Origin of the sequence: Microlunatus phosphovorus NM-1 (assembly GCF_000270245.1) — a bacterium.
Taxonomy (GTDB): Bacteria; Actinomycetota; Actinomycetes; order Propionibacteriales; family Propionibacteriaceae; genus Microlunatus; species Microlunatus phosphovorus.
Window position 1 is genome coordinate 3,191,436 of record NC_015635.1, and the last position, 24,883, is coordinate 3,216,318.

Annotated in this window: 20 protein-coding genes; 14 read left to right on the forward strand and 6 right to left on the reverse strand. The window is 68.0% G+C overall.

All coding sequences use genetic code 11. The annotated features are described in order from the left end of the window. Positions 1-165 precede the first annotated feature (165 nt). Together MLP_RS14325 and mnmA are read right to left on the reverse strand one after the other, a co-directional pair. A complete protein-coding gene (locus MLP_RS14325) occupies positions 166-1,170 on the reverse strand; it encodes a uroporphyrinogen decarboxylase/cobalamine-independent methonine synthase family protein (protein ID WP_013863848.1) in 1,005 nt (334 codons plus the stop codon). A 22-nt stretch (positions 1,171-1,192) separates the two neighbouring features. Continuing rightward, positions 1,193-2,266, reverse strand: a complete 1,074-nt coding sequence (gene mnmA, locus MLP_RS14330) for a tRNA 2-thiouridine(34) synthase MnmA (protein ID WP_013863849.1) — start codon at positions 2,264-2,266, stop codon at positions 1,193-1,195. 222 nt (positions 2,267-2,488) lie between these two features. On the opposite strand from mnmA, the gene MLP_RS28015 reads away from it, so the two are divergent. Beyond that, on the forward strand, positions 2,489-2,656 hold the full coding sequence (locus tag MLP_RS28015; RefSeq protein ID WP_156821160.1) for a hypothetical protein: 168 nt from the start codon (positions 2,489-2,491) through the stop codon (positions 2,654-2,656). Positions 2,657-2,796: 140 nt separating this feature from the next. On the opposite strand, the gene MLP_RS14335 is transcribed toward MLP_RS28015, so the two are convergent. Further along, positions 2,797-3,972 carry a cysteine desulfurase family protein gene (locus MLP_RS14335; protein WP_013863850.1) on the reverse strand — a complete coding sequence of 392 codons (1,176 nt, stop codon included), beginning with the start codon at positions 3,970-3,972 and terminating at the stop codon, positions 2,797-2,799. Next, positions 3,969-4,181: an FAD-binding protein gene (locus MLP_RS14340; RefSeq protein WP_041790075.1), complete on the reverse strand. Its 213-nt coding sequence runs from the start codon at positions 4,179-4,181 to the stop codon at positions 3,969-3,971. Before MLP_RS14340 ends, MLP_RS14335 begins: the two co-directional genes overlap by 4 nt. Before the next feature lie 282 nt (positions 4,182-4,463). On the opposite strand from MLP_RS14340, the gene glgX reads away from it, so the two are divergent. The 5 genes from glgX to MLP_RS14365 all read left to right on the forward strand — a co-directional run bounded on the left by glgX (position 4,464) and on the right by MLP_RS14365 (position 13,489). Then, a complete protein-coding gene (gene glgX / locus MLP_RS14345) occupies positions 4,464-6,575 on the forward strand; it encodes a glycogen debranching protein GlgX (RefSeq protein WP_013863852.1) in 2,112 nt (703 codons plus the stop codon). A 40-nt stretch (positions 6,576-6,615) separates the two neighbouring features. Then, positions 6,616-8,718, forward strand: a complete 2,103-nt coding sequence (locus MLP_RS14350) for an alpha-1,4-glucan--maltose-1-phosphate maltosyltransferase (protein WP_013863853.1) — start codon at positions 6,616-6,618, stop codon at positions 8,716-8,718. After that, on the forward strand, positions 8,718-10,151 hold the full coding sequence (locus tag MLP_RS14355) for a maltokinase N-terminal cap-like domain-containing protein (RefSeq protein WP_013863854.1): 1,434 nt from the start codon (positions 8,718-8,720) through the stop codon (positions 10,149-10,151). Before MLP_RS14350 ends, MLP_RS14355 begins: the two co-directional genes overlap by 1 nt. Continuing rightward, positions 10,129-12,384, forward strand: a complete 2,256-nt coding sequence (gene glgB / locus MLP_RS14360) for a 1,4-alpha-glucan branching protein GlgB (RefSeq protein ID WP_013863855.1) — start codon at positions 10,129-10,131, stop codon at positions 12,382-12,384. Before MLP_RS14355 ends, glgB begins: the two co-directional genes overlap by 23 nt. A 316-nt stretch (positions 12,385-12,700) precedes the next feature. Beyond that, entirely contained in the window at positions 12,701-13,489 is a 789-nt protein-coding gene (locus MLP_RS14365; RefSeq protein ID WP_083844026.1) for an NUDIX hydrolase, read from the forward strand. A gap of 327 nt (positions 13,490-13,816) precedes the next feature. Here MLP_RS14365 and MLP_RS14370 read toward each other — a convergent pair whose 3' ends face one another. After that, positions 13,817-14,440, reverse strand: a complete 624-nt coding sequence (locus tag MLP_RS14370) for a hypothetical protein (protein WP_013863857.1) — start codon at positions 14,438-14,440, stop codon at positions 13,817-13,819. Positions 14,441-14,618: 178 nt separating this feature from the next. On the opposite strand from MLP_RS14370, the gene MLP_RS14375 reads away from it, so the two are divergent. The 6 genes from MLP_RS14375 to MLP_RS14400 all read left to right on the forward strand — a co-directional run bounded on the left by MLP_RS14375 (position 14,619) and on the right by MLP_RS14400 (position 20,704). Then, a complete protein-coding gene (locus tag MLP_RS14375) occupies positions 14,619-16,661 on the forward strand; it encodes a sensor histidine kinase (protein WP_013863858.1) in 2,043 nt (680 codons plus the stop codon). After that, positions 16,658-17,320 (forward strand): response regulator transcription factor, encoded by a 663-nt coding sequence (locus tag MLP_RS14380; RefSeq protein WP_013863859.1) that lies wholly within the window; start codon positions 16,658-16,660, stop codon positions 17,318-17,320. The genes MLP_RS14375 and MLP_RS14380 overlap by 4 nt, the downstream gene beginning before the upstream one ends. A 71-nt stretch (positions 17,321-17,391) precedes the next feature. Continuing rightward, on the forward strand, positions 17,392-18,009 hold the full coding sequence (locus tag MLP_RS14385) for a sugar O-acetyltransferase (protein WP_041790077.1): 618 nt from the start codon (positions 17,392-17,394) through the stop codon (positions 18,007-18,009). Positions 18,010-18,014: 5 nt separating this feature from the next. Beyond that, positions 18,015-19,064 (forward strand): NAD(P)-dependent oxidoreductase, encoded by a 1,050-nt coding sequence (locus tag MLP_RS14390; protein ID WP_013863861.1) that lies wholly within the window; start codon positions 18,015-18,017, stop codon positions 19,062-19,064. A 150-nt stretch (positions 19,065-19,214) separates the two neighbouring features. Next, a complete protein-coding gene (locus MLP_RS14395) occupies positions 19,215-19,553 on the forward strand; it encodes a YnfA family protein (protein WP_013863862.1) in 339 nt (112 codons plus the stop codon). Positions 19,554-19,708: 155 nt separating this feature from the next. Further along, positions 19,709-20,704 carry a hypothetical protein gene (locus MLP_RS14400; protein WP_041790079.1) on the forward strand — a complete coding sequence of 332 codons (996 nt, stop codon included), beginning with the start codon at positions 19,709-19,711 and terminating at the stop codon, positions 20,702-20,704. Between the two features lie 156 nt (positions 20,705-20,860). On the opposite strand, the gene MLP_RS14405 is transcribed toward MLP_RS14400, so the two are convergent. Next, a complete protein-coding gene (locus MLP_RS14405) occupies positions 20,861-21,835 on the reverse strand; it encodes a tetratricopeptide repeat protein (protein ID WP_013863864.1) in 975 nt (324 codons plus the stop codon). Between the two features lie 69 nt (positions 21,836-21,904). On the opposite strand from MLP_RS14405, the gene pgm reads away from it, so the two are divergent. Both pgm and MLP_RS14415 read left to right on the forward strand, forming a co-directional pair. After that, positions 21,905-23,539 carry a phosphoglucomutase (alpha-D-glucose-1,6-bisphosphate-dependent) gene (pgm, locus tag MLP_RS14410; RefSeq protein ID WP_013863865.1) on the forward strand — a complete coding sequence of 545 codons (1,635 nt, stop codon included), beginning with the start codon at positions 21,905-21,907 and terminating at the stop codon, positions 23,537-23,539. A 117-nt stretch (positions 23,540-23,656) separates the two neighbouring features. Beyond that, the gene (locus MLP_RS14415; RefSeq protein WP_013863866.1) at positions 23,657-24,880 is read left to right on the forward strand and encodes an inorganic phosphate transporter; all 1,224 of its coding nucleotides are present in this window, start codon (positions 23,657-23,659) and stop codon (positions 24,878-24,880) included. The last annotated feature ends 3 nt before the right edge of the window (positions 24,881-24,883 follow it).

Here is a 24,883-nt window from a genome sequence, read left to right on the forward strand (position 1 = left end):
CGATCTCAGCCTCGACCAGCCGCCCGCGATCCCTGGTGAGCCGAAAGCCATTGCCGAGCAGCGACTTTGCGTAGCGTCTTGAGGTCGGCGTCCTGCGGCACCCACTCTTGCGCACTCATCGGTCGATCCGTACCCACTTCGGATAGGGCTCACGCGGCTCGGCAGTCAGTCGTAGATGCCTTCGGCGACGATCGAAGCTGCCGAGCGCACGGTACGCAGGGCGCGCAGGCCGCCGGCTCGGCTGAACCCAGCGAGTCCGCAGGCTGGCGTGATCACCGTGTGCGCAGAGATCTCGGGGGCCAGGCCCAGGCGGCGAATCGGCCCGAGAGTGGCGGCGGCGACCTGGTCCGGGTTGGGCTGAACCGCCGCCGGATCGGCCGTGGGCAGCGCCCCGGCGAACAGCCAGAGGCCCTGTTCCATCGCAGCACCGAGCGCATCCCAGTCGCGGGTGCCGAGCAGACCGAGATCGACGGCAACTCCCGCCGCTCCTGCCTTGGCGAGCAGTCCGATCGGTAGCTCGGGTGCACACGAGTGCACGATCACCGGGGTCTTGCCGAGACGCTCGACCAACCTCGTGTACGCGGTGCTGACCTCGGGGACATCGATCGCCCGATGCCTGCTCAGCCCGCTGGCGGTGGCAATCCCACCGGCCAGCACAGCTGGAAGCAACGGCTCGTCGAGCTGGACGATCAGCGCGACCGCCGGCAGCCGCCGGGCCAGCTCGCCTGCCAGATCGGCCAGGCCCTGCTCGAGCGACTGTGCGATATCGCGCCGTGCGCCGGAGTCCGCCAACACCTTGTCGCCCCGCGGATGCTCCAAGCTCGCCGCCAGTGTCCACGGTCCGGCGACCGCGATCTTGAGCGGCCCCTCGTATCCCTGGGCGATCTCCTCCAGCTGATCCAGATCGGACCGCAGGGTAGCGATCGCGCGACGATGATCACGCGCGGAGGTGTCGGTAAGTCGCCATCCGACCGAGGTGAGCTCCACACCGAGCCCGGTCAACACGGCCGTGCCCCGCCCGATCAGCGCGGCATGCGGCCCGCGGGCCGGAAGCTCCGGCAGATACGGAAGATCCGGACATTCGGCGAACGTGATCTTGAGTGCGTCCGCCAGGTCCGTGCCGGGCCAGGAGCCGATGCCGCTCGAGACCACCCCTTCGATGGCGATCATCGGCTGGTCGCGACTGTGCTGATCATGACGCCGTCCCGGCGATGGTCGCGCTGCCGATCACCCGAGACCCGCGATACGCCACCAGCGCCTGGCCCGCGGCGACACCGGCGACCGGCTCATCCAGCCGAGCGACAACCCGCTCGTCCTCGTAGCTGATCACGGCTGGGACCGCCTCACCATGGGCGCGTACCTGCACCTGACCCCGCCACGATGCGCTGATCGGCCGGTCCGTCCAGGTCGGCCGGATGCCCGCGATCTCTCGTACCAGCAGAGAATCCCTGGGCCCGACGGTGATCGTGTTGGTGACCGGCGAGATATCGAGGACATAGCGCGGCTTGCCGTCGGCTGCCGGTCGGCCGATCTTGAGACCCTTCCGCTGCCCGACCGTGTAGTGGTGGGTCCCGTCGTGCCGGCCGATGGTCACGCCGGTCTCGTCGGCGATGACGCCTGGCCGGGTGCCGAGCCTGCGATCCAGGAACCCGGCAGTGTCGCCGTCGGCGATGAAGCAGATGTCGTGGCTGTCCGGCTTGTCGGCGACTGCGAGCCCGCGCCGGTCAGCCTCGGCTCGGACCGCCGACTTCAGCGAATCGCCCAGCGGAAACAGCGAGTGCTGCAGCTGATCCTGGGTGAGCACGCCGAGCACGTACGACTGGTCCTTCCCGGTGTCCACCGCGCGGTGCATCTCGATCCCCTCAGGCCCCTCGACGAGACGGGCGTAGTGACCGGTGCAGACCTTGTCGAAGCCGAGCGCCATGCCCCGTTGCAGCACGGCGGCGAACTTGATCTTCTCGTTGCAGCGCAGGCAGGGGTTCGGCGTACGCCCGGCGGCGTACTCGGCTACGAAGTCATCGACCACATCAGCCGCGAACTCGTCACTCAGGTCCCAGACATAGAACGGGATGCCCAGCACGTCAGCTGCCCGCCGCGCATCGTGCGCGTCCTCCTTGGAGCAGCAGCCTCGAGCGCCGGTCCGATACGACTGCGGGTTCTTACTCAGCGCCAGGTGGACTCCGGTGACCTCGTGTCCCGCATCGACCGCCCGCGCCGCGGCCACGGCGGAGTCGACCCCGCCGGACATCGCCGCCAACACCCGCATGGACTCCACCTCCCTTCTGCTCTGGCCTAGGCCCGTCCTGCCAGCCGCCCAGTCTTCCACGGCCACCCAGGTCGACACCCTCACTCATGGATGATGAAATCCCCGACGTCGGGGATTTCATCATCCATAAGTGGCCCGCGACGGTGTTCGATTCCCCAGAACCGCCGCGGTTCGGCGTGCCAGACACGCGCTCTTCGGGATGCATCGACGACGATGGAGTGCGTGACTGAGCTGGGGAGCGATATCGACGTTGCCCTGGCGGCGGCTGCGGCAGGTGCTGCTGCGGTGCGGGCCGCCTATGGCGTGGGTGCCGACCAGGAGACTCAGGAGAGAGTGGTCCAGTTGGTCGCGCCCCACTTCGATGCGCTTTCGGCCACGACCAGTGACTGATCGGATCCTCACCGCACGGTATGCCGGCAACTGGCTCAATCCCTCGTCGAGAAGTAGTTTCTGGTTACAAATCCGGTCTGACTAGGACCGTTACCTACTTCTCGCGAGGGTTGGCGACCCGCCACAAGATACGACCGAGGTCAGCGGGTGGCGGCGGAGAAGGCGCGAGCGCGGGCGAGAACTTCGGGGAGGGCACGGGCCACGGCACCAATGTCGGCCACCGTCGAGGTGTGACCGAGAGAGAAGCGCAGGGCCGAACGGGCTTGGGCTTCGGTACGCCCGATTGCCAGCAGGACATAGGACGCTTGCGACACTCCGGCACTACAGGCTGAGCCGGCCGAGCAGTCGATGCCGGCCGCATCCAGCAGCAGGAGCAAGGCGTCGGAGGTGCAGCCCGGCAGTTCGACGTTCAGCAGCCCGGGCAGCCGCTTCTCCGACTCAGCCGGCCCGTGCACAACGGCATCCGGCGCGGCCGCCAGCACAGCGTCGATCAAGCCGGCCCGCAGACTCTCCAATCGCGCCCGCTCAGCGTCACGATGCGCCACAGCCACCTGCAGAGCGGCCGCAAACCCGGCGACACCGGCGGCGTCCAGCGTCCCGGAACGGACATCGCGCTCCTGACCGCCACCGTGCAACTGCGGCGCCAGTCCGACCTCACGACGAGCAAGCAAAGCACCCACTCCGACCGGGCCGCCCAGCTTGTGCCCGGTGACCGTCATCAGGTCCAGACCGCTCTCGGCGAAATCGACCGGAAGATGGCCCACCGCCTGCACGGCATCGCTGTGCGCCAGCGCCCCCACCCGGTGAGCCAGTTCAGCGACCCTCGCCACCGGCTGGGCCGCGCCGATCTCATTGTTGGCCCACATCACCGAGGCGATCGCCGTTCGAGAGTCGATCGCTGCGGCCAGTTCGGACAGATCCACCACGCCCGATGGCGTGACTCCGACCTCAACCAGTTCCGCGCCCTCAGTCGAAGCCGAGGCCAGCCAGCGGGCCGAATCCAGCACCGCATGATGCTCGATCGCGCTCACCACAACCCGGTTCCTGCCCTGCAGCCGTCCCAGCGCGTACGCGCCCTTGACTGCGAGGTTGTCTGCCTCGGTGCCGCCGGAGGTGAAGATCACCTCGCTCGGTCGGGCGCCGAGCAACTCGGCGATCAGCTCGCGGGACTCCTCGACGACCCGGCGGGTGGCTCGCCCGGAGGCGTGCAGCGATGACGGGTTCCCCACCAGTGCCAGCTGGGCGGCAACAGCCTCGATTGCCGCTGGCAACACGGGCGTGGTGGCGGCGTGATCGAGATAGGTACGTGTGGTCACTGTGTCTGCTGTCCTTTGCGTGCTCGGAACTGTTCGGTCACCGCGGGCAGGACGACCTGCAGATCACCCACCACACCGAGATCGGCCAGCGTGAAGATCGGCGTCTCGGGATCCTTGTTGACCACCACGATGGACTTGGAGGTCTGCATTCCGGCGCGATGCTGAATGGCACCGGAGATGCCGGGCGCGACATTCAGCTGCGGGGACACGCCACGACCTCGACGTCGTCTCCGCTGCCGGCGAGTTGGAGAGACTGCTCGACGGCCCTTCATGCCCGCACTCCTTCGCGACGGACCTGGGCCGTCGAGAACATATTACTCACGAGTAACTTACTGCGCTCCCGTCCAGACCGTTGGGGGCAGTGCACAATGTAGGCGCCAGACCCAGGAGGGCAGCGTCGCCCTGCGACCCGACGGCACGACCCTGCCGTGCGGATCTCACCGTCCAGAACCCAGAACTCACCGCCAGAACTCAGAGGTGCAGCGAGCGATATGAGCCCCACCCCGGCAATCCTGCCACCCCCCGCGGACTCGTCCCGGCTGGGTGCCCGCTTGCTCGGAGACGGCGCGCGCTTCGGCCTTTGGGCACCCCGGGCAAGCCGGGTCGAACTGGTCCTGATCGGGGACGACAAGAAGCAGACCAACCACGACCTGCACCGCGGGCATGACGGTGTGTGGACCCGGCACCTCAGCGGGGTGACGGCCGGCCAGCGGTACGGCTACCGCGTGCACGGCGACTGGGCCCCGCACTCCGGCGCGCGGTTCAACCCGGCCAAGCTGCTCCTCGATCCGTACGCCCGGGCCATCACGGGCGGGGTCGACTACCGCGGGCCGATCCTGGACCACACCGACGAGTCCGACTATGAGCCTGATCAACGCGACTCCTTCAACGCCGTGCCGCTCGGTGTGGTCGTCGCCGACACCCCGCCGCCGACCGCGCTGGCCGCCCCGATCCCGATGGCGGACACCGTCCTCTACGAGTTGCACGTCAAGGGCTTCACCCGGCTGCACCCGGCGGTCCCCGAGCACCTGCGCGGCACCTATGCCGGACTGGCCTATCCCGCCGTCATCGAGCACCTCAAGGAGCTCGGAGTCACCTCGGTGGAGCTGCTGCCGGTGCACCAGTTCGTCTCCGAACCGTTCCTGATCAAGCGCGGCCTGTCGAACTACTGGGGCTACAACACCCTCGGCTTCTTCGCACCGCACTCTGCGTACGGATCGGTCGGCACCCTCGGCCAGCAGGTCACTGAGTTCAAGGAGATGGTCTCGGCCTTCCATGAGGCCGGCCTCGAAGTCATCCTGGACGTGGTCTACAACCACACCGGCGAAGGCGGCCACGAGGGCCCGACCCTGTCCTTCCGCGGCATCGACCACTCCGGCTACTACCGGCTGGCCGGCGATCTGCGCACCGATTACGACGTCACCGGCTGCGGCAACTCGGTCGATACCTCCCAGCCCGGAGTGCTCCAACTGGTGGCCGACTCGCTGCGCTACTGGGTCTCCGAGATGGGGGTGGACGGCTTTCGCTTCGACCTGGTGACGACGCTGATCCGCGACGAGCACCACCAGGTCGACCTGCGCCACCAGTTCCAGCAACTGCTGCGCACCGACCCGGTGCTCAGCCAGGCCAAGATCATCGCCGAGCCGTGGGACCTGGGTCCGTACGGTTATCAGGTGGGCGCGTTCGGGCGGCCCTGGAGCGAGTGGAACGACAAATTCCGCAACTACGTCCGCGACTTCTGGCGCGAGAACACCCACGGCATCGCCGAGATGGGCAAACGACTCTCCGGCTCCCCCGACATCTTCAACCACCACGGGCGTTGCACCACCGCCAGCATCAACTTCATCACCGCCCACGACGGCTTCACGCTGCGTGACCTGGTCACCTACAACGTCAAGCACAACGGGGCGAACGGCGAGTCGAACCGGGACGGCACCGACGACAACCGGTCCTGGAACTGCGGGGTCGAAGGTGACACCGACGATCCGGTGATCAACGCACTGCGGCACCGCCAGGCCGGCAACATGCTCGCGACCATGATCTTGTCCACCGGCGTGCCGATGATCACCGCCGGCGACGAGCAGGGCCGCACCCAGTTGGGCAACAACAACGCCTACTGCCAGGATTCGCCGCTGGCGTGGCTGCACTGGGACACAGGCGACGAGTGGGCAGACCTGTTCGACCTCACCCGCCGGTTGCTGAGACTCCGAGCCGAGCACCGGGTCTTCCGGCGGTCTCGCTACCGGCATGGCGAGCCCGTGCTGGACAGCGCCGGCAACCCCACCGGCCGCAAGAACCTGGCCTGGTTCGGCGGCGGGGAGCACGAGATGACCCATGAGGACTGGCATGACCCGCACCGCGCGACGCTCGGCATGTATCTGGCCGACGACGAGACCGACCGCGAGGCCGACGACGCCTTCTTGATCTGGCTGCACCGCGGCTCCGAGCCGGTGCAGGTCACCCTGCCCGAAGGAGACTGGGCCACCACCTACACCGTGGTGGCTCACACCGGCCGATATGACGAGCTACTGGACGACAAGATCCCGGCGGGCAGCCGCCTGTGGATCCCCGGCCGCAGCGTCGTCGTTCTCCAGGTCGACTGAGGAGATAGTCCTCCGGGTCGACTGACGATAGGCTGGGCTCGTGACAGACGCAGCGGCGACCCAAACCCCCGCCCCCTCTGATTCAGCCCACCCCACCTCCCCCGGTGATTCGGCCCACCCCACCTCCCCCGGTGCGCCGTCCGGCCTCGGCGCCGAGATCCGCCGCATTCCGGTGACGAAGGTGTCGCCGGTGATCGAGGGCGGCGCCTATCCGGCCAAGGCCGTGGTCGGCGAGGAGTTCGAGATCCGCGCCACGGTCTTCCGCGAGGGCCACGACGCCGTCAACGCCTCCGTGATCGTGACCAACCCGTCCGGAGTCGAGACCGAGGTCCGGATGGAGCCGACCACCCCCCTCGGCTTCGACTGGTGGCATACGTACGTGACCCTCGAGACCGAGGGTGCGTGGACCTTCCGAGTCGAGGGCTGGAGCGACCCCTGGGAGACCTGGGTGCACAACGCCGAGATCAAGATCCCGGCCGGCATCGACGTCTCCTTGATGATCACCGAGGGCACCGCACTGTTCCATGGTGCCGCCCTGCGGGCCCGCGAGGCCGACGACCACGAGACCGCCGCCATCCTGTCCGGCGCGGCCGACGGACTCGCGGCGCCGCATCAGGTCGAGGACCGTCTGCACGTCGCGTTGGCGCCCGAGGTTCGCGCCGCCATGGTGACCTACGGACCGCGCGAGCTGGTCTCCCCCACCCCGGACTATCCGATCTTCGTCGACCGTCGGAAGGCGCTCTTCTCCTCGTGGTACGAGTTCTTCCCGCGCTCGGAGGGTGCTTACCGCAAGGAGAACGGCGAGTGGGTGTCCGGCACCTTCGACACCTCGCACAGCCGGCTCGAGGCGGCAGCTGCCATGGGCTTCGATGTGGTCTACCTGCCGCCCATCCACCCGATCGGCACCGCATTCCGCAAGGGTGCCAACAACACTTTGCAGCCGGGCCCCCATGACCCCGGGTCGCCGTGGGCGATCGGCAACGTCGAGGGCGGCCACGACGCGATCCACCCGGACCTCGGCGACTTCGACGCCTTCGACCGGTTCGTCGCCCGAGCCAACGAGCTGGGCGTGGAGATCGCGCTCGATCTGGCGCTGAACGCCTCACCCGACCATCCCTGGGTGAAGGAACATCCGGAATGGTTCAGCAAGCGGGCCGACGGCTCGATCGCGTACGCGGAGAATCCGCCGAAGAAGTATCAAGACATCTACAACTTCAATTTCGACAACGACCGGGACGGCATCCGCGCCGCCTGGCTGGAGGTCGTGCGACTGTGGATGTCACACGGCGTGCGAATCTTCCGAGTGGACAATCCACACACCAAGCCGGTCGAGTTCTGGGCCTGGCTGTTCGCCGAGGTGCGCAAGACCGATCCGGACGTGCTGTTCCTGGCCGAGGCGTTCACCAAGCCATCGATGATGCACATGCTCGGCAAGATCGGCTTCCACCAGAGCTACACCTACTTCACCTGGCGCAACGAGAAGTGGGAGATCGAGGAGTACCTGCGCGAGCTCACCACCGAGACCGACGCGTTCTTCCGGCCGAACTTCTTCGTCAACACCCCCGACATCTTGCCGACCTTCCTGCAATGGGGCGGCAAGCCGGCTTTCACCATCCGCGCCGTGCTGGCAGCGACCCTGTCACCGACGTGGGGCGTCTACGCCGGCTACGAGCTGTTCGAGAACGAGGTGCTGGCCCGTGGCCGCGAGGAGTATCTGAACTCGGAGAAGTTCGAATACCGGCCACGTGACTGGGCCGGCGCGGAGGCCAGTGGGGAGAACCTCAATCTGCTGCTCGGCAGGCTCAACCAGATCCGTCGCGAGCACCCGGCGCTGCAGCAGCTGCGAGATCTCACCTTCCATCACGCGCCGCACAGTCACGTGCTGGCCTTCTCCAAGAAGTCCGGCGACGACGTGGTGCTCACCATCTGCAGTCTCGACCCGACGGCGATCGTGGAGTCCGAGATCATCCTCGACATGGAGGCGCTCGGGATGAGCCCGGGCGATGTGTTCCTGGTCCACGATGAGATCACCGGCCAGTCCTGGCGCTGGGGGCAGCGCGCCTTCGTCCGACTCACCTTCGACGACCCGGCGCACGTGCTCACGGTCGTGAAGCAGGGCGGATCGCCGTACCGGCGGGGCTGATGGATCCCGAGAGCGCCGACCAGCTGCTCCGCCACCTGGCGCAGGCACGCTGGTTCGCCGGCAAAGGACGCCGGGCCGAGATCGGCTCGGTGACACCGCTGCCCTGGCTCACCGACAGCTCCACCTGGCCGGCGGTCCGGGTGGAGATCGTCCGGGTCGACTACCCGCCTGCCGAGGATCCCCCCACCCACGACTTGCAGCCGTCCGAGGATTCGCCGCCGACCCAGGACTCGCAGCCGGCCGCGGCTGGGACCCAGCCGTGGCCCTACGAGCTCTATCAGCTGATGGTCGCCTATCACCGAGCTCCGGTGCCAGGTCTGCTGCACGCCGAACTCGGCCGACGCACGGTAGCCGAGCTGGGACCGGTGATCGGCTACGACGCCACCCAGGACCCGGCGGCCTGTGCGCTGCTGTGGCAGATGCTCCTCGACGGACATCAGACCCGGTATCGAGACAGTGAGATCTCCTTTCACCGCACGGACATCTCGGAACTGGCGCCGGACGCGGTCGCCCAGCCGTTCACCGGCCAGCAATCCAATACCTCGGTGATGTTCGGCGATCAGGCGATGATCAAGTTCTTCCGCCGGATCGAGCTGGGAGCCAATCTCGATATCGAGGTGCACGATGCCCTCGGCCGGGCCGGCGTACGCGATGTCGCCCGGCTCTACGGCTGGATTCATGCTCACTGGCTGCAGGACGGGACGCCGGTGGAGGCCGACCTGGCAATGGCGGTGGAGAAGCTCGCGTCCGCCGAGGACGGCTGGGGGCTGGCCCTGGACTCCCTGCGGACCGCCGGTGACTTCAGCGAGGACGCCGCAGCCCTGGGCACCGCGCTGGCGCAGATCCACCACGCCCTGCGCGGAGCGTTCCCGACCGCCGAGATCGACGGCCGGACGACCGAGTCGCTGATGCGCACCCGGCTCACTGTCGCCGCCGACGTGGCGCCGGTGCTCACCGAGCTCACGCCCGGGCTGGAGTCCGCCTTCGCCCAGCTCGGGGCAACCACCCTCGCGACGCAGCGCGTACACGGCGACTTCCATCTCGGCCAGACGCTGAAGACCCCGCACGGGTGGCGGATCATCGACTTCGAGGGCGAGCCGGCCAAGTCGATGGCGGAGCGGGTCGCGCTGGATTCCCCCTGGCGAGACGTGGCCGGCATGCTGCGATCGTTCGACTACGCCGCCGCGACCGTGCCCGGTCCCGGCGCGGCACGCTGGCTCGCCTCCGCACGGGAGGCGTTCCTGACCGCGTACGCTGGCGGACTGCCCGGCCTGGACGAACAGGCGATCCTGCGGGCGTACGAAGCGGACAAAGCGGTCTACGAGCTCGTCTACGAGGTGCGCAACCGTCCCGACTGGACAGCGATCCCCCTAGGTGCGATCCGCACCATCGCTAATGAAGGAGACCACGATGGCATTCGACCCCGGCGGTGAGCTGACCGGTTGGGACCTGACCGGGTTCCATCAGGGGCATGACACCGAGGCCTGGCGCCGGCTCGGTGCGCACGAGATCACGGTGACCGATTCCGAGCGGGGCGAGATCTCGGGCACCCGGTTCTCGGTCTGGGCGCCGAATGCCCAGGCGGTGCGGCTGGCGGGCGACTTCAACTACTGGAACGACGAGTCCTCGCCGATGCAGCTGGTGCCGGGTTCCGGGGTCTGGTCGCTGTTCGTCGAGGGCGTCGGGACCGGCACGCTCTACAAGTTCGAGGTGCTCGGGGCCGATGGTGTCTGGCGGCTGAAGGCGGATCCGTTCGCCCGGTTCTGCGAGGCGCCGCCGCACAACGCCTCGATCGTGTACGAGTCCCAGTACGAGTGGGGCGACGACCAGTGGCTGTGGTTCCGGGGCCAGAAGAAGCAGTACGAGGAGCCGGTCAGCATCTACGAGGTGCATCTGGGCTCGTGGCGCAAGGGCCTCACCTATGTCGAGCTCGCTCGGCAGCTGGTGGAGTACGTGTCCTGGCAGGGCTACACCCACGTCGAGCTGATGCCGGTCGCCGAGCACCCGTTCGACGGGTCCTGGGGCTATCACGTCACCGGCTACTACGCGCCGATCTCCCGGTTCGGCTCCCCCGACGAGTTCCGCTACCTGGTCGACGAGCTGCACAAGGCCGGCATCGGGGTGCTGGTCGACTGGGTCCCGGGTCACTTCGCCACCGATCCGTGGGCGCTGCAGCGCTTCGACGGCACTGCCCTGTTCGAGCACGAGGATCCGCGGCTGGGCTGGCATCCCGACTGGGGCTCCTACATCTTCAACTTCGGCCGCAACGAGGTGAAGAGCTTCCTGGTCTCCAACGCCTACTACTGGCTGGACGAGTTCCACATCGACGGGTTGCGGATCGACGCGGTCGCCTCGATGCTCTATCTGGACTACTCCCGCGAAGCCGGCCAGTGGGTGCCGAACAAGTTCGGCGGCAACGAGAACCTCGAGGCCGTCGAGCTGTTGCAGACGGTGAACGCGCACAACTACCGGCGCAAGCCCGGGATCATGATGGTCGCCGAAGAGTCGACCTCATGGCCCGGAGTCACCCGAGCGGTCGACGACGGCGGCCTGGGATTCGGCTTCAAATGGAACATGGGCTGGATGAACGACTCGCTCCGCTACTACGGGCGAGACCCGCTCTACCGGCAGTATCACCACCACGAGATGACGTTCGCGATGGCGTACGCGTACTCGGAGAACTTCGTGCTGCCGATCAGCCACGACGAGGTCGTGCACGGCAAGGGCTCGATGTTCGAACGGGCGCCGCAGGACGAGTGGCGCAAGTTCGGCACGATGCGGGCGTTCTATGCCTTCATGTGGGCGCATCCGGGCAAGAAGCTGCTCTTCATGGGCACCGAGTTCGGCCAGCGGCGGGAGTTCGCCGAGACCCGCAGTCTCGACTGGGACGAGAGCGCCCACTGGGGTCACCGCGGTGTGCAGCGCCTGGTCAAGGACCTGAACACCGTCTACAAGGCGCATCCGGCGCTGTATGCCCTGGACACGGATCCGGCCGGCTTCCGGTGGATCAACGCCGACGACGCCGGCGGGAACGTGTTCTCCTGGGTGCGCTTCGACGGCGACGGCCAGATGATCGCCTGCATCACCAACTTCTCCGCCGACCCCCGGCCGGACTATCGCGTCGGGCTGCCGGCCGAAGGGGCCTGGGTGGAGATCATGAACACCGATGCCGCGGTCTATGACGGCACCGGCAAGATCGGCAACCTCGGCCAGGTGATCGCCCATCCGGTGCCCTCCAACGGGTTCCCGGCGTCGGCCAATGTGACCATCCCGCCGCTCGGTGCGGTGTGGCTGCTGTTCCAGCCGACCCCGACCGAGGAGTCCGACGAGCCGGAGAAGGTCGAGGCCGGTACGCGGGCAGCGGCCAAGCAGGCTTCGCCGAGAAGGCGCGAGCCCGCGGCCGTGGAGCCGGCCGAGGAGGAACTGGCCGGGGAGGAACTGGCCGACACCGGAGACGAAGGGTCGGCGACACCCGCGAAGAAGACGCCGGCCAGGAAGTCTCCTGCCAAGAAGACTCCTGCCAAGGCGGCGGCGCGGAAGACCAGCTCGGCCGCGGCGGCGAAGAAGGCGACCACCAAGAAGACTCCTGCCAAGTCGACCGCTACGAAGAAGACGACCACTCGGAAGTCTGCGGCGAAGAAGACCACCCCACCGCCGGAGGCGTGAAGTCCGGTTCAGCCGTCGCAGTCCGTGAGGTCGCAGTTCGCTATGTTGGCCCGGTCGTGAGCAACAACTCCGGCCCCGGCGCGTCATCGTTCGAGTTCGTCATGTCGCCGGCCGGCCTGGAGCCCGTCTCCCGGCCGGATATCAGACCAGGGTCGTGCCTCAGAACGCTCGGGCCTCAGTGCCGCCGGCACGTTGAACTGTGGACCGCAGAAGCTGAGCGATTCTGCCGGGATGTCCCGGCAGAATCGCTCAGCTTGTTCCCGGGAACCCCAAGTTCGCTGGGGGTCCTGGAGTCGGAGTCCGCGAGGTGGCGGTGGTGAGCGATCCGGTACGGCTGAGCGACGGCGGCGCCGGTATCGCCGTCCTCAACTGGGATGCTGGACTGGATCTGGCGACCCTGCAGTCTGCGGCGACGGCGATCACCGAGCAGGCGCTGGCCAGCGGAGTCCGCCGGATCGAGGTGGCGGTGCCAGCTGCCGACCAATGGGCTCGCCGGGCGTTCGTCCGCTCAGGTTTCCGGCTCGAAGGGGTGCGGCGTGCCGTCATCTCGCGATCGGACGGGAGCTATGACGATCTGATGCTCTATGCCCGGCTGGCCGAGGACCTGGTCGGTGGCCCACACGGCTTCTCCAGCGTGATGAACACGGTGCTGCCCAGGAAACGGCTGATCGCCCACGTACTGATCCGCGACGAGTTCGGGCGGATCCTGTTGTGCGACACCGCGTTCAAGACCGACTGGGAGCTACCCGGCGGCATCGTGGAGCCGGGCGAGCCGCCCCGCACCGGCGCCATCCGCGAGGTCCGTGAGGAACTCGGAGTCGATCGCGCGGTGGGCCGGCTGTTGGTCGCCGACTGGATGCCGCCCTACCTCGGCTGGGAAGACGCCGTCGAGCTCATCTTCGACGGCGGCATCGTGACCGAGACCCAACTGGCCACCTTCTCCCTGCAACCCAACGAGATCAAGCGAGTCGAACTCGTCACCCTGGACCAAGCCGCCGGCCTGGTGACGCCCCTCTCCCACCGCCGGCTGAGTGTGGCGATGGAGCTGACCAGCAGGCCCGCCGGTTTCGAGACCGCGTACCTCGAGGATGGGCGCCCTACATAGGCGGTCGAGCTACTTCGGGTGCGAGAGGCGCCAGATCTCGCCACCTCGGGACGGCAATTTCCATCCATGGGCGACTTTCCCTTGATCGGAGGGCCCGCGCCGCCGGCAACTTCCATCCGTGGACGCCAATTGCCCATCGGCCCGCCGGGGGAGCATTCGAGAAGTAGTTTCTGGTGCCAAATCGTGCGGTGACTAGGACCGTTACCTACTTCTCGTGATGGCCGTCCAGCTCCATAGTCAGGATGGTGCCGATACTGGCCATCGCCGGATCGTGCTCGCGTGTGTTCGTGACCCGCCGGGCCAAAGACATACGCCACCTCCTCCAGATCAGGCGCTCTTGCGGGCCACCAGGATGCCCAGGGTCGCGTACCCGATCAGCAGGTGCAGCGGAGCGACCGCGGCAGCCACAGACGGACCGAAGATCATCAGCGTCGGGATGGTGACCACGGCCCAGCTCTCGGCGATCATCGGCCAGAAGCGAGCAGCGCCGGTCCAGCGGCCGGCAACGGCGATCCGGATGCCGATGAAGAACATGCCGAGCATCGAGAAGGGCCAGAAGGCATCCAACAAGGCCCAGCCGGGCTGGGTCAGGTCGCTGACTCCGACCCCGTCGGCAATCGTCGAGCCGATGGCCAGCGTCAACAATCCGGTCTCGATCAGGATCGCCGCCTTGGCCACCTTGCCACTGCCCAAGGCGTTGGTCCGCCACAACACCCGCAGCAGGGCGAGCACGCCGAGCTGGAAGAGACCGGAGCCGAGCGAGTACGCCGCCTCGCCGGCCGCGGTCTGCGGGTCGAGCCCGATCACCGCGATCGCCGCCGCCCAGGCCACCGCGCCGACGCTGAGCAGCGCGCCGTGCTTGAGGAAGGGCCGAGCAGCGACAGCGCCTGGGGCCGGCACGTCGACCACCAGGTCGGAGCGAGCCGGAGCGGGTGTCTGGGACAGGGTCATGATGATGCCTCCGAATGTCGGGGCCGACTCTGCTGCCGGCCCGATGAGGTGAAGACTGCTGGGCCGCTCGACCCGGCGCCCAGGGTGCGGAGTCACCTTCGTGCCGGGCGGAAATGTCCCGTCCGATCGGGACGCGCGTCCCCTGACCGCGGGACGCGGCGGCGGCAATAATCGCCAGATGCGCACGCTTGGACCCTGGCCCGCCGTCTGGCTGACGCTGGCGGTCGGCTGTGCGCTCGCCACCGTGGTCGCCACAATCCTGGTGCTACGCGCCGGCGGCGGTCTGGAGCTGATCAGCCCGACCGCACCACTCGGCGCGATCATGACCGGCTGCGGTGCCGTGGTGCTGTCGCGCCGCCCGGGTCACCGGGTCGGCTACGTCCTGGTCGGTTTCGGCCTGCTGTGGGCGGTCGACGGTCTGCTGGAGGCGTGGTACGCCGTCGGGATCACCGCGCCGTACGGCACTCCCCCGGACGACGTGCTGCCAGGCACCGGATTCGCGTACTGGTTCGTGGCCAGGGCCGGCGCCTTCCTGCTGATGGGATTGCCGCTGCTGCTCGTCCTCTATCCGACGGGCCGATTGATCACCGGTCGTTGGCGCATCCTCGCCGTCGGGACGGTGGTCGCGTCGGCGCTGCTGCCGGTGACACTGATGCTCACCCCCGCCAGCGTGTTGGAGCTGGGTATGCCCGCACCGCCGATCCCGGACCCGGATCTGCTGAGCGTGCCGATCCCGGCCTCCGTCGGGTTTCCGCTGCTGGTGATCACCCGGCTGATCACCATCGCGGCAGTGTCTCCGGCGCTGCTGCTCGCCGTCGTACGGCACCGCCGCGCAGTCGGTGTGGAGCGCCGCCAACTCCGTTGGCTGCTGTGGGCGGGGATCGTCTGCCTCTTCCTGACCATCATCGGCGTTCTGGCACCGGCCAGCGTGCTGGCGAGCGGTGCCCTGTTCGTCGCCGTGGCGGTGACGTCGATCTCGGTCGTGATCGGCATCTGCGAGCCTGATCGCTACGACGTCGACGGTCTCGTCGCCGACACCGTTGCCTGGGGCGCGGTCGCGGGCATCGTCATCGGGGTCGACCTGGTGGTCGTCACAGCCGTCAGTCGGCTGTTCGGCGATCAACTGAACCAGCGCGACGTCACGATCACGGTCCTGCCGCTGGCGATGCTGCTCTATATCCCGCTGCGTAACCTGATCTGGGCACGAGTGCGACGCCTGATCCTGGGCCGGCGGAGTGATCGCTATCAGGTGGTCTCCGACCTCGCCGCTCGACTGGAGACCTCGGGCTCGGTGGCAGATCAGCTGCCCGCCCTGATCGCCGCCGTGGCCGACTCGTTCAAGCTCCCGTACGTCGCCGTGGAGGTGCTGCAGCCCGATGGCGGCCGGCTGATGGCCGAGCACGGCGAACGCCCGGAGCGGGTCACCGAGCTGCCGATCGCCTATTCCGAGCAGAGCGTGGGCCGGCTGCTGCTGGCCGACCGCGGCGGGCTGCGCGGGCTGCTCACCCGCGCCGACCAGGCGCTGCTGCTCGATGTCGTCCGCCAAGCCGCGATCGCTGTCCGGCTGGCGACCCTGGCAACCGAGCTGCAGGCGAGCCGGGAACGGCTGGTGCTGGCTCGGGAAGAGGATCGCCGGCGGATCCGGCGCGACCTGCACGACGGTCTCGGCCCGCTGCTCGGCGGGGTCGGGCTGCGGCTGGCGGCCGCCTCGCAGGCGGTTGATCCCGATCCGGTGCGGGCCAAGGAGTTGATCGCAACCTCCCGGACGGATCTGTCCGCGGCGGTGACCGAGGTACGTCGGTTGGTCCACGGGCTTCGGCCGCCCGCGCTGGACGATCTCGGTCTGCTCGCGGCCGTCGAGCAGCAGGCTGACCTGCTCCGTTCCGAGGGACTGCGGGTCGAGGTCGAGGCGACGGGGTTGGAGGACCTGCCGGCCGCCGTGGAGGTGGCGGCGTACAGGATCATCGCCGAGAGTCTCACCAACATCACCCGGCACGCCCAGGCATCGTCGGCCCGGGTCCGTCTCGTCGCCGGGCCGGACCGGCTGATCGTCGAGGTCAGCGACGACGGGATCGGGATATCGTCGGCGCGAACCGCCGGCGTGGGTTTGCTCTCACTGCGGGAGCGGGCTGGGGAGCTCGGTGGCAGCACCGCCGTCACCTGCCCACCTGAGGGCGGAACCAAGATCTGCGTCGAGTTGCCCATCGGAGGGATGCCGTGACTGGCGAGACGATCACCGTGCTCATCGCCGACGATCATCCGGTCTATCGCGACGGTCTCGCCTCCTTGCTGGAGCCGCTGCCAGGCATTGAGGTCGTCGCCCGGGCCGCGGACGGCATCGAAGCCGTCGAGCAAGCCCGCGTCACCCAACCCGATGTGGTGATCATGGACCTGCAGATGCCTCGGCTGAACGGCATCGAGGCGACTCGCCAGGTGCTGGCCGAGCTGCCCCACACCGGCGTACTGGTGATCACCATGGGCGAGGACGAGTCCACGGTGTTCACCGCCGTCACCGCCGGGGCTCGCGGCTATCTGCTCAAGGGTGCCGATGCCGAGGAGGTGATCCAGGCTATCCGCACCGTGCACAACGGCGGGGTGGTCTTCGGCGCCTCGCTGGCGCAACGGATCGCCCGGGTCTTCGCCACCGGACCGAGCGCGAGGGCACCGGAGGCCTTTCCCCAGCTGAGCGATCGGGAGCGCGAGATCTTGGACCTGGTAGCGGCCGGGCTGTCCAACCCCGATATCGCCGCGCGCCTCTATCTGTCTCCGAAGACCGTACGCAACAACGTCTCGGCGATCTTGGCCAAGCTCCAGGCCCGGGATCGCTCGGCGGCGATCATCCGAGCCCGTGAGGCCGGACTCGGTCGGGCATCTTCCTGACCGATCGATAACCTGGCGCGGCCGGGGTCCTTGCGACCGACAACCTGGATGACGACACGATTGGAGTGCCGATGAGCACCGACGAGCCCACCCAATGGCAGCGAATGGTCGCGGGGCGGTCATACCGATCCACCGACCCCGAGCTAACCGAGGCACGCGCGGCGACCAAGCGCATCCTGCACGAGTACAACACCACGCATCCCGATGACGAGGCCACCCGGGACAGGCTGTTGCGCGGGCTGCTGAAGTCTGCCGGCGAGATGATCTGGATCGAGCCGCCGTTCCGCTGCGACTACGGCAACCAGATCACCTTCGGCAACGGCATCTTCGCCAACTACGACCTGTCGATCCTCGACTGTGCCCCGGTGACGATTGGCGACATGGTGCTGTTCGGGCCGCGGGTCACCATCGCGACCGCGAGCCATCCGATCGACTTCGTGCAACGAACCGGAGACATGTACGAGTACGCCGAGCCCATCACGATCGAGGAGGGCGCCTGGCTCGGCGCCCATGTGGTGGTTGGCCCCGGGGTGACCATCGGAGCCCGTTCGGTGATCGGTGCCGGCAGCATTGTGACCCGCGACATCCCCCCGGACGTGGTGGCGGCCGGCGTACCGTGCAAGGTGGTCCGGGAGATCACCGAGCAGGACCGAGACGCGTATCTGGCGGCCTACGGCACCGCTGGCTGATCCCTATGTCCTCCTCGACGAGCCAAGACTCCACCGCCGACGACCGGCCGCTGGTGATCCTGCAGCCCGCCCCGCAGCGGAGCGAACGGATCTTCACCGCGTCGGCTCGGATGGAGCTGGAGTCGTCGTTCCGAGTGGTGGATCTGGAAGACGACGATGATCCGGCATCGTTCGAGGCGGCCCTGCCCGAGGCGTTCGCGATCATCGGCCAACCCGAGCTGCCTGCCGCACGGCTCGCCCGGGCCACCAGACTGCGAGCGATCTGCAATGTCGAGGGGAACTTCTTCCCCAATGTCGACTACCCGGCGGCCTTCGCCCGGGGCATCCACGTGCTGGGCTGCGGACCGGCGTACGCGCAGGCCGTCGCCGAGTTCGCCCTCGGCCTGGCGCTCGACCTGTGCCGCGGGATCAGTCGCGAAGACCGGGCGTTCCGATCCGGCACCGAGCGGTATGTCTCGGCCGGCAACACGGACGCGATCTTGTTGCGTGGTGCGCGGGTCGGGTTGATCGGGTACGGGAATCTCGGCCGCGCGTTGCGGCCGCTGCTGGACGCATTCGACGTCGACCTGCGGGTGTACGACCCGTGGCTGCCGGACCGAGCGCTGGCCGATTGGGGTCTGGTGCCGGCGTCGCTGGAGGAACTGCTGCGCCGCAGTCAGGTGGTGTTCATGCTGGCCACGGTGACCGCTGACAGTGAGCACCTGCTCGGTGCCGGCGAGCTGGCCATGCTGTCCGACAACGCTCGGCTGGTGCTGGTCAGCCGCGCGGCAGTCGTGGACTATGACGCGTTGTGGGCCGAGCAGGTCGCCGGCCGAATCTTGGCCGGGGTTGATGTCTGGCCTCTGGAGCCGGTGCCCGCCGACGATCCGTACCGACGGCTCGACAACCTGGTCTTCTCCGGCCACCGCGCCGGCGGGATCCCCCAGGCGTTCCAGCAGATCGGCGACATGGTGGTCGACGATCTGCGCCAACTCGCCCGCGGACTACCACCCGTTCGGATGCAGGCCGCCGCGCCGGAGCTGGTCGGCCGCTATCGCAACCGGCCGGTGACCTGAACTCCCCGCTACCCAAGGGAGGTGAGAAAACAGCCGCCTCACTGGGGGAAGTGCGGGAAACTCACCTCTCGCTGGGACATCGGGGTCAGCTCACCGGCGTGTCGCCACGTTGAGGGGCGAGTTCTCCGCGCTTCCGTAAAATCCGGGCGCATGGAGATCCTGCGCTCGATCGGCCTGTTCGTCCTCGCTGCCATCGCCGAGATCGGCGGTGCCTGGCTGGTCTGGCAGGGCGTCCGCGAGCATCGCGGCTGGATCTGGATCGGCGCCGGAGTGATCGCCCTGGGTCTCTACGGCTTCGTCGCCACCCTTCAACCGGACGCGCACTTCGGCCGCATCCTGGCCGCGTACGGCGGGGTCTTCGTCGCCGGCTCCCTCGTCTGGGGCATGGTGGCCGACGGTTTCCGCCCCGACCGCTGGGACATTGCGGGCGCCTTGGTCTGCCTGGTCGGCGTGGCACTGATCATGTACGCCCCACGCTCCGCGAACTGACTCTCGCCCGCGCTTCTCCCCACACATACCGCCCTTCCGTTCACCGACTAGGAGCAGTTACAGGTCAAACCCGCCGATTCACCTGCAACTGCGCCTTTTCGATGGGCCTGTGGATAACTCCCCAGGAGGGGTTGACGGGTGCGACGCTCCCGTGCATGAGCAGCTTCTCAGTCGAGCGCAGCAGTTGCCGGCCGGCCGCATCCATCGCCGAGTGGATCCGTCGCGGTGTCCCCCGGGGGACGCTGGTGGGGCCGGGGTTCGAACCGACCACCTACGGCTACCGCCGCGGCGGCGCGCTGCCCACAACCGCGCAACGCATCACCGATGTCGTCGCCGGGCTGCCCGAGGGTGCCTGGATCGCCGGTTGGGCGGCGGCGTACGTGCATGGTGTCGACAGGCTCGACGGTTTGGACGATCACACCATGGCCAAGCTGCCGATCCCAGTGCTGCTGCCACCTGGCCAACGACGCCGGACGACGAGCGGCATCAGCTATCGACAGAGCACCCTGATCCCGCGCGGCGAGGTGTTCGAGGGCATCCCGGTGACCACGGCATTGCGCACCGCCCTTGATCTGGCCTTGCTGGCGCCCGACCTCACCGAGGCAGTCGTCGCGCTCGACGCGATCCTCGCGGCACGGATGCTCACCTATGACCGGCTCCAGCGAGCAGGGGCGAAGCTGCCTCCCCGGCGCGGAGCGCGGCAAGCCAGAGCTGCCATCGGGCTGGCACGGGCCGGGACTCGAAGCAGCTGGGAGTCCCGGCTGAGGATGTTCGCCGGCCAGCAGCTCGGACTGGTCGATCTCGAGGTGAACCGGCCGGTCTTCGATCCCGAGGGGCGATTGCTGGGCATCCCGGATCTGCTCGATCTCGAGGCTGGGCTGGCGATGGAGTACGACGGTGCAACATGGCGAGCGGAGCGAACCGCCGGCCATCGCGATCGGGCCCAGCATCGGGAGGACAACGAGCGCGAGGAGCGGCTCGAACGCGCCGGGCTGGTGGTGGTCCGTGTCGAGAAGGATGATCTGACCCACTATCAGCGCAAGCTCACCGAGCGAATCAGTGCGGCACAGGAGGACGGGCTACGCCGGGACCGCACACGAGACCGCTGGACCATCGACAAACCCGAAGGATGGCTCGGCCTACCCGCCTGACCCGGATTCGCCCTCGAAAAGGAGATGCCTGCGCCGAAAAGGAGCAGTTACACCCAAATCGTGCGAAATCACCTGTAACTGCGCCTTTTCGAGGGACGCGGGCTCGGCATCACGTACCCAAGCGGACGTGAGCTGGGGCCAGCAGGCGAACACCCCTCAGAACAGGGCGGTCATCAGGTCCCGGCGCGCCTTGAGCACCCGGGGGTCGGCGTTGCCGAGGGTCTCGAAGAGCTCGAGCAGCCGGACACGTACCTGGTCGCGCTCGGCACCCGTACGGGTCTTGACCTGTCCGATCAAGCGGGCGAAGGCGTCTTCGACGCGGCCGGAGGTGAGCTCCAGGTCGGCGGCGTCCAGGTGAACCGCAACAGGTGCCGTGGGGCTCGAAGCGGCCAACATGACCACCTGTGCGTCGAGCGCGGACGCCCGAGCCAGCAGCCCGGCCTGCGCCTTGCCCACCTTGGCCTCGGTGTCGCTCGGGTTCGCCTGGAGCAGCTTGTCGAACTCCTCGACAGCCCCGGCGAAATCACCCCGTTCGAGTGCCGCATCCGCTTCGGCGAATCGCGGATCGGGCCCGACCTCTTCCTCACCTCCAGCAGCGACCCCGTCGCCAGCCCCACCGACTGGTTCAGCACGCCCGACGATGCCGTTGGTGACCGCGGCCTGGAGCACCGAGTCGATCACCTGAGACACCTGATCACCCGGGATCGCGCCTTCGAACAACGGTGCCAGTTGGCCCCCGATCAGAGCGATCACCGTCGGCAGCGCCCGCAGGCCGAGGGCCTGCACGATCTGCGGTGCCGTATCGGCGTTCAACCGGGCCAGCAGGAACTTGCCACCCGATGAGTTGGCAAGCGAGATCAGGGCATCGGAGAGCTCCTGGGTCGCCGGCGTGCCCCGGCCCGCGGAGTAGATCTCCACGATCACCGGGTGCTGCATCGACGGGCGGATCGCCTGGGTCTCGAAAGTCTGCTCGGTCAGCTCCACCACATACGAACCGCCGTCCCTGGACCCGCCTGCGCCAGACCCGAGCCCCGCACTCGCAGGACGCCCGGACGAAGCGGACTGCTTGGCCTTCTGCGCAAGCTGGGAGAGATCGACGGCACCATGACGACTGAAGCTGGACGTGCTCATGGGGGCCATCTTTCCAAAGGTCGCAAGGGCGGTGACACCAGCCGACCAGTCATGGGCAGAATGACCCCTATGGCTCATCCCCGCGCCGGCCAGCCGGCCCTCCCTGAAGACCTGATCGACGTCGACGCCGTCCTGGGCGCCTACTACGACCTGGTACCCGATCCCGACAATCCTGACCAGCAGGTCAGCTTCGGCACCTCCGGCCATCGTGGCTCCAGCCTCGACACCGCGTTCAACGAGAACCACATCGCCGCCACCACCCAGGCAATCGTGGAATATCGCGCTGGTCAGGGCATTACCGGGCCGCTCTACATCGGCAAGGACACCCACGCGCTGTCCCTGCCGGCGTGGAAGACCGCCATCGAGGTGCTGGTCGCCAACGGAGTCAGCGTGCTGTCGGAGGCCCAGACCGACTACACCCCGACCCCGGCGGTGTCGCGGGCGATCGTGGTGCACAACGCCACCAGGTCCAGCAGCGATCCCGAGGCCGACGGCATCGTGGTGACTCCCTCCCACAACCCGCCTCGGGACGGCGGCTTCAAGTACAACCCCCCGCACGGCGGCCCGGCCGACACCGATGCCACCTCCTGGATCGCAGCCCGGGCCAACCAGCTGCTCGCCGACATGTCCGGTGTGCAGCGGATCCCGTTCGAGCGCGCCTATCCGGAGGTGACCCGGTTCGACTATCTCGGCAACTACTGCAACGACCTGGTCAACGCCCTCAACCTGGATGCCATCCGGGAGGCGGGCGTGCACATCGGGGCCGATCCCCTCGGCGGCGCCAGCGTGCAGTACTGGGCCTACATTGCCGAACACCTCGGGATGGATCTGACCGTGGTCAACCCGCGCGTCGACCCGCAGTGGTCGTTCATGACCCTGGACACCGACGGCAAGATCCGGATGGACTGCTCCTCACCGAACGCGATGGCCAGCCTGATCAAGAACAAGGACGCGTACGACATCGCCACCGGCAACGACGCCGACGCCGACCGGCACGGCATCGTCACCCCCGATGCCGGGCTGATGAACCCCAACCACTATCTGGCGGTAGCGATCCAGTACTTGTACGCCCACCGCGACGGCTGGAACCCGGCCGCCGGCATCGGCAAGACCCTGGTCTCCTCCTCGATGATCAACCGGGTGGCCACCGACCTCGGCCGACAGCTGATCGAGGTGCCGGTCGGCTTCAAGTGGTTCGTGCCCGGTCTGCGCACCGGCGAGATCGGTTTCGGTGGCGAGGAGTCCGCGGGCGCCTCGTTCCTCACCCTGCAGGGCACGACCTGGACCACTGACAAGGACGGCATCCTGCTCGCCCTGCTGGCCAGCGAGATCAAGGCCGTGACCGGCGAGTCACCCAGCGAGCACTACGCGGAGCTGACCGCCCGGCACGGATCGCCCGCGTACGCCCGGGTCGACGCCCCGGCCAACCGGGAGCAGAAGGCCAAGCTGGCCAAGCTCGATCCGTCGGCGGTCACCGCCACCGAGTTGGCCGGCGAGCCGATCACCGCCAAGCTCACCAACGCCCCCGGCAACGGTGCCCCGATCGGCGGACTGAAGGTCACCACGGAGTCCGCCTGGTTCGCTGCCCGGCCGTCGGGCACCGAGGATGTCTACAAGATCTATGCCGAGTCGTTCCGCGGCGCCGATCACCTCGCCGAGGTGCAGCAGGCAGCCCGCGAGGTCGTCTCGGCAGCCCTTGGGTGAACTGTTCTCCGAGCGTGAGTAACGCCTCCGGGCGAGCGAGATGAACTGTTCGTGAATCCGCCGCCCGGGGGCCGTTCCAGGTGGATTTGACCGGTTTCGGAACCCCACGATGGTCGCGTGACCGAAGCTCTTTTCATCCTGGTGGTGGTCATCGTGACCGCCCTGGCATTCGACTTCACCAACGGCTTCCACGACACCGGAAACGCGATGGCCACCTCCATCGCCACCGGTGCGCTGAAGCCCAAGGCAGCCGTTGCCCTCTCCGCCATCCTGAACCTGGTCGGGGCCTTCCTCTCGATCGAGGTCGCCTTGACCGTCAGTAACAAGGTCGTCTCCATCCAAGACAGCAGCGGCGTCCCGATCGAGGCTCTGATGGGGACACCGATCCTCACCATCGTCTTCGCGGGCCTGGTCGGCGGCATCTTGTGGAACCTCACCACCTGGCTGCTGGGCCTGCCCTCCTCCTCCTCGCACGCCTTGTTCGGCGGCCTGATCGGGTCGGCCATCGCCTCCCTCGGCCTCAGCGGCGTCAAGTGGGATGGCGTGATCACCTCGATTCTCATCCCGGCCTTCTTCGCCCCGCTGGTCGCCGGCCTCGTCGCCGGCATCGGCACCTGGACCGTCTACCGGCTGGTGGCCAAGATCCCGGAGAGCCGGCGCGACGCTGGTTTCCGCTGGGGCCAGATCGGCTCCGCTTCGCTGGTCTCACTGGCGCACGGCACCAATGACGCACAGAAGACCATGGGCGTCATCACCCTGGCGTTGATCGCGTACGGCAGTTGGACCGACACCCACGCCATTCCGTTCTGGGTGAAGGCGGCGTGTGCCTTCGCGATCGCGGCCGGCACCTACATCGGTGGCTGGCGAGTGATCCGCACCCTCGGCAAGGGCCTGGTGGAGATCCACTCCCCGCAGGGCATGGCCGCCGAGACCGCCTCTGCCGCGATCATCCTGTCCTCCAGCCACCTGGGCATGGCGCTCTCGACCACCCACGTGGCGACCGGTTCGATCCTGGGCTCCGGGGTCGGCAAGCGAGGTGCCGAGGTCCGCTGGGGTGTCGCCGGCCGGATGGTGGTCGCCTGGGTGACCACCCTGCCCGCAGCAGCCATCGTGGGCGCCCTCTGCTGGTATCTCGCCAGCGTCATCGGCGGCGCAGTCGGCATCGGCGTCGTGTTCGCCATCCTGGTCGCCGCGGCGGCGTGGATGTTCAGCCGCTCGCGCCGGACCGCGATCAACCCAAACAACGTCAACGCCGAGTGGGAGGGCGGCCTGGCTGTCACCGAGCAGCAGGATGTCGCTCAGGAGACCGCCAAGGTTCCCGCCGGCGCGGAGAGGAACTGACCC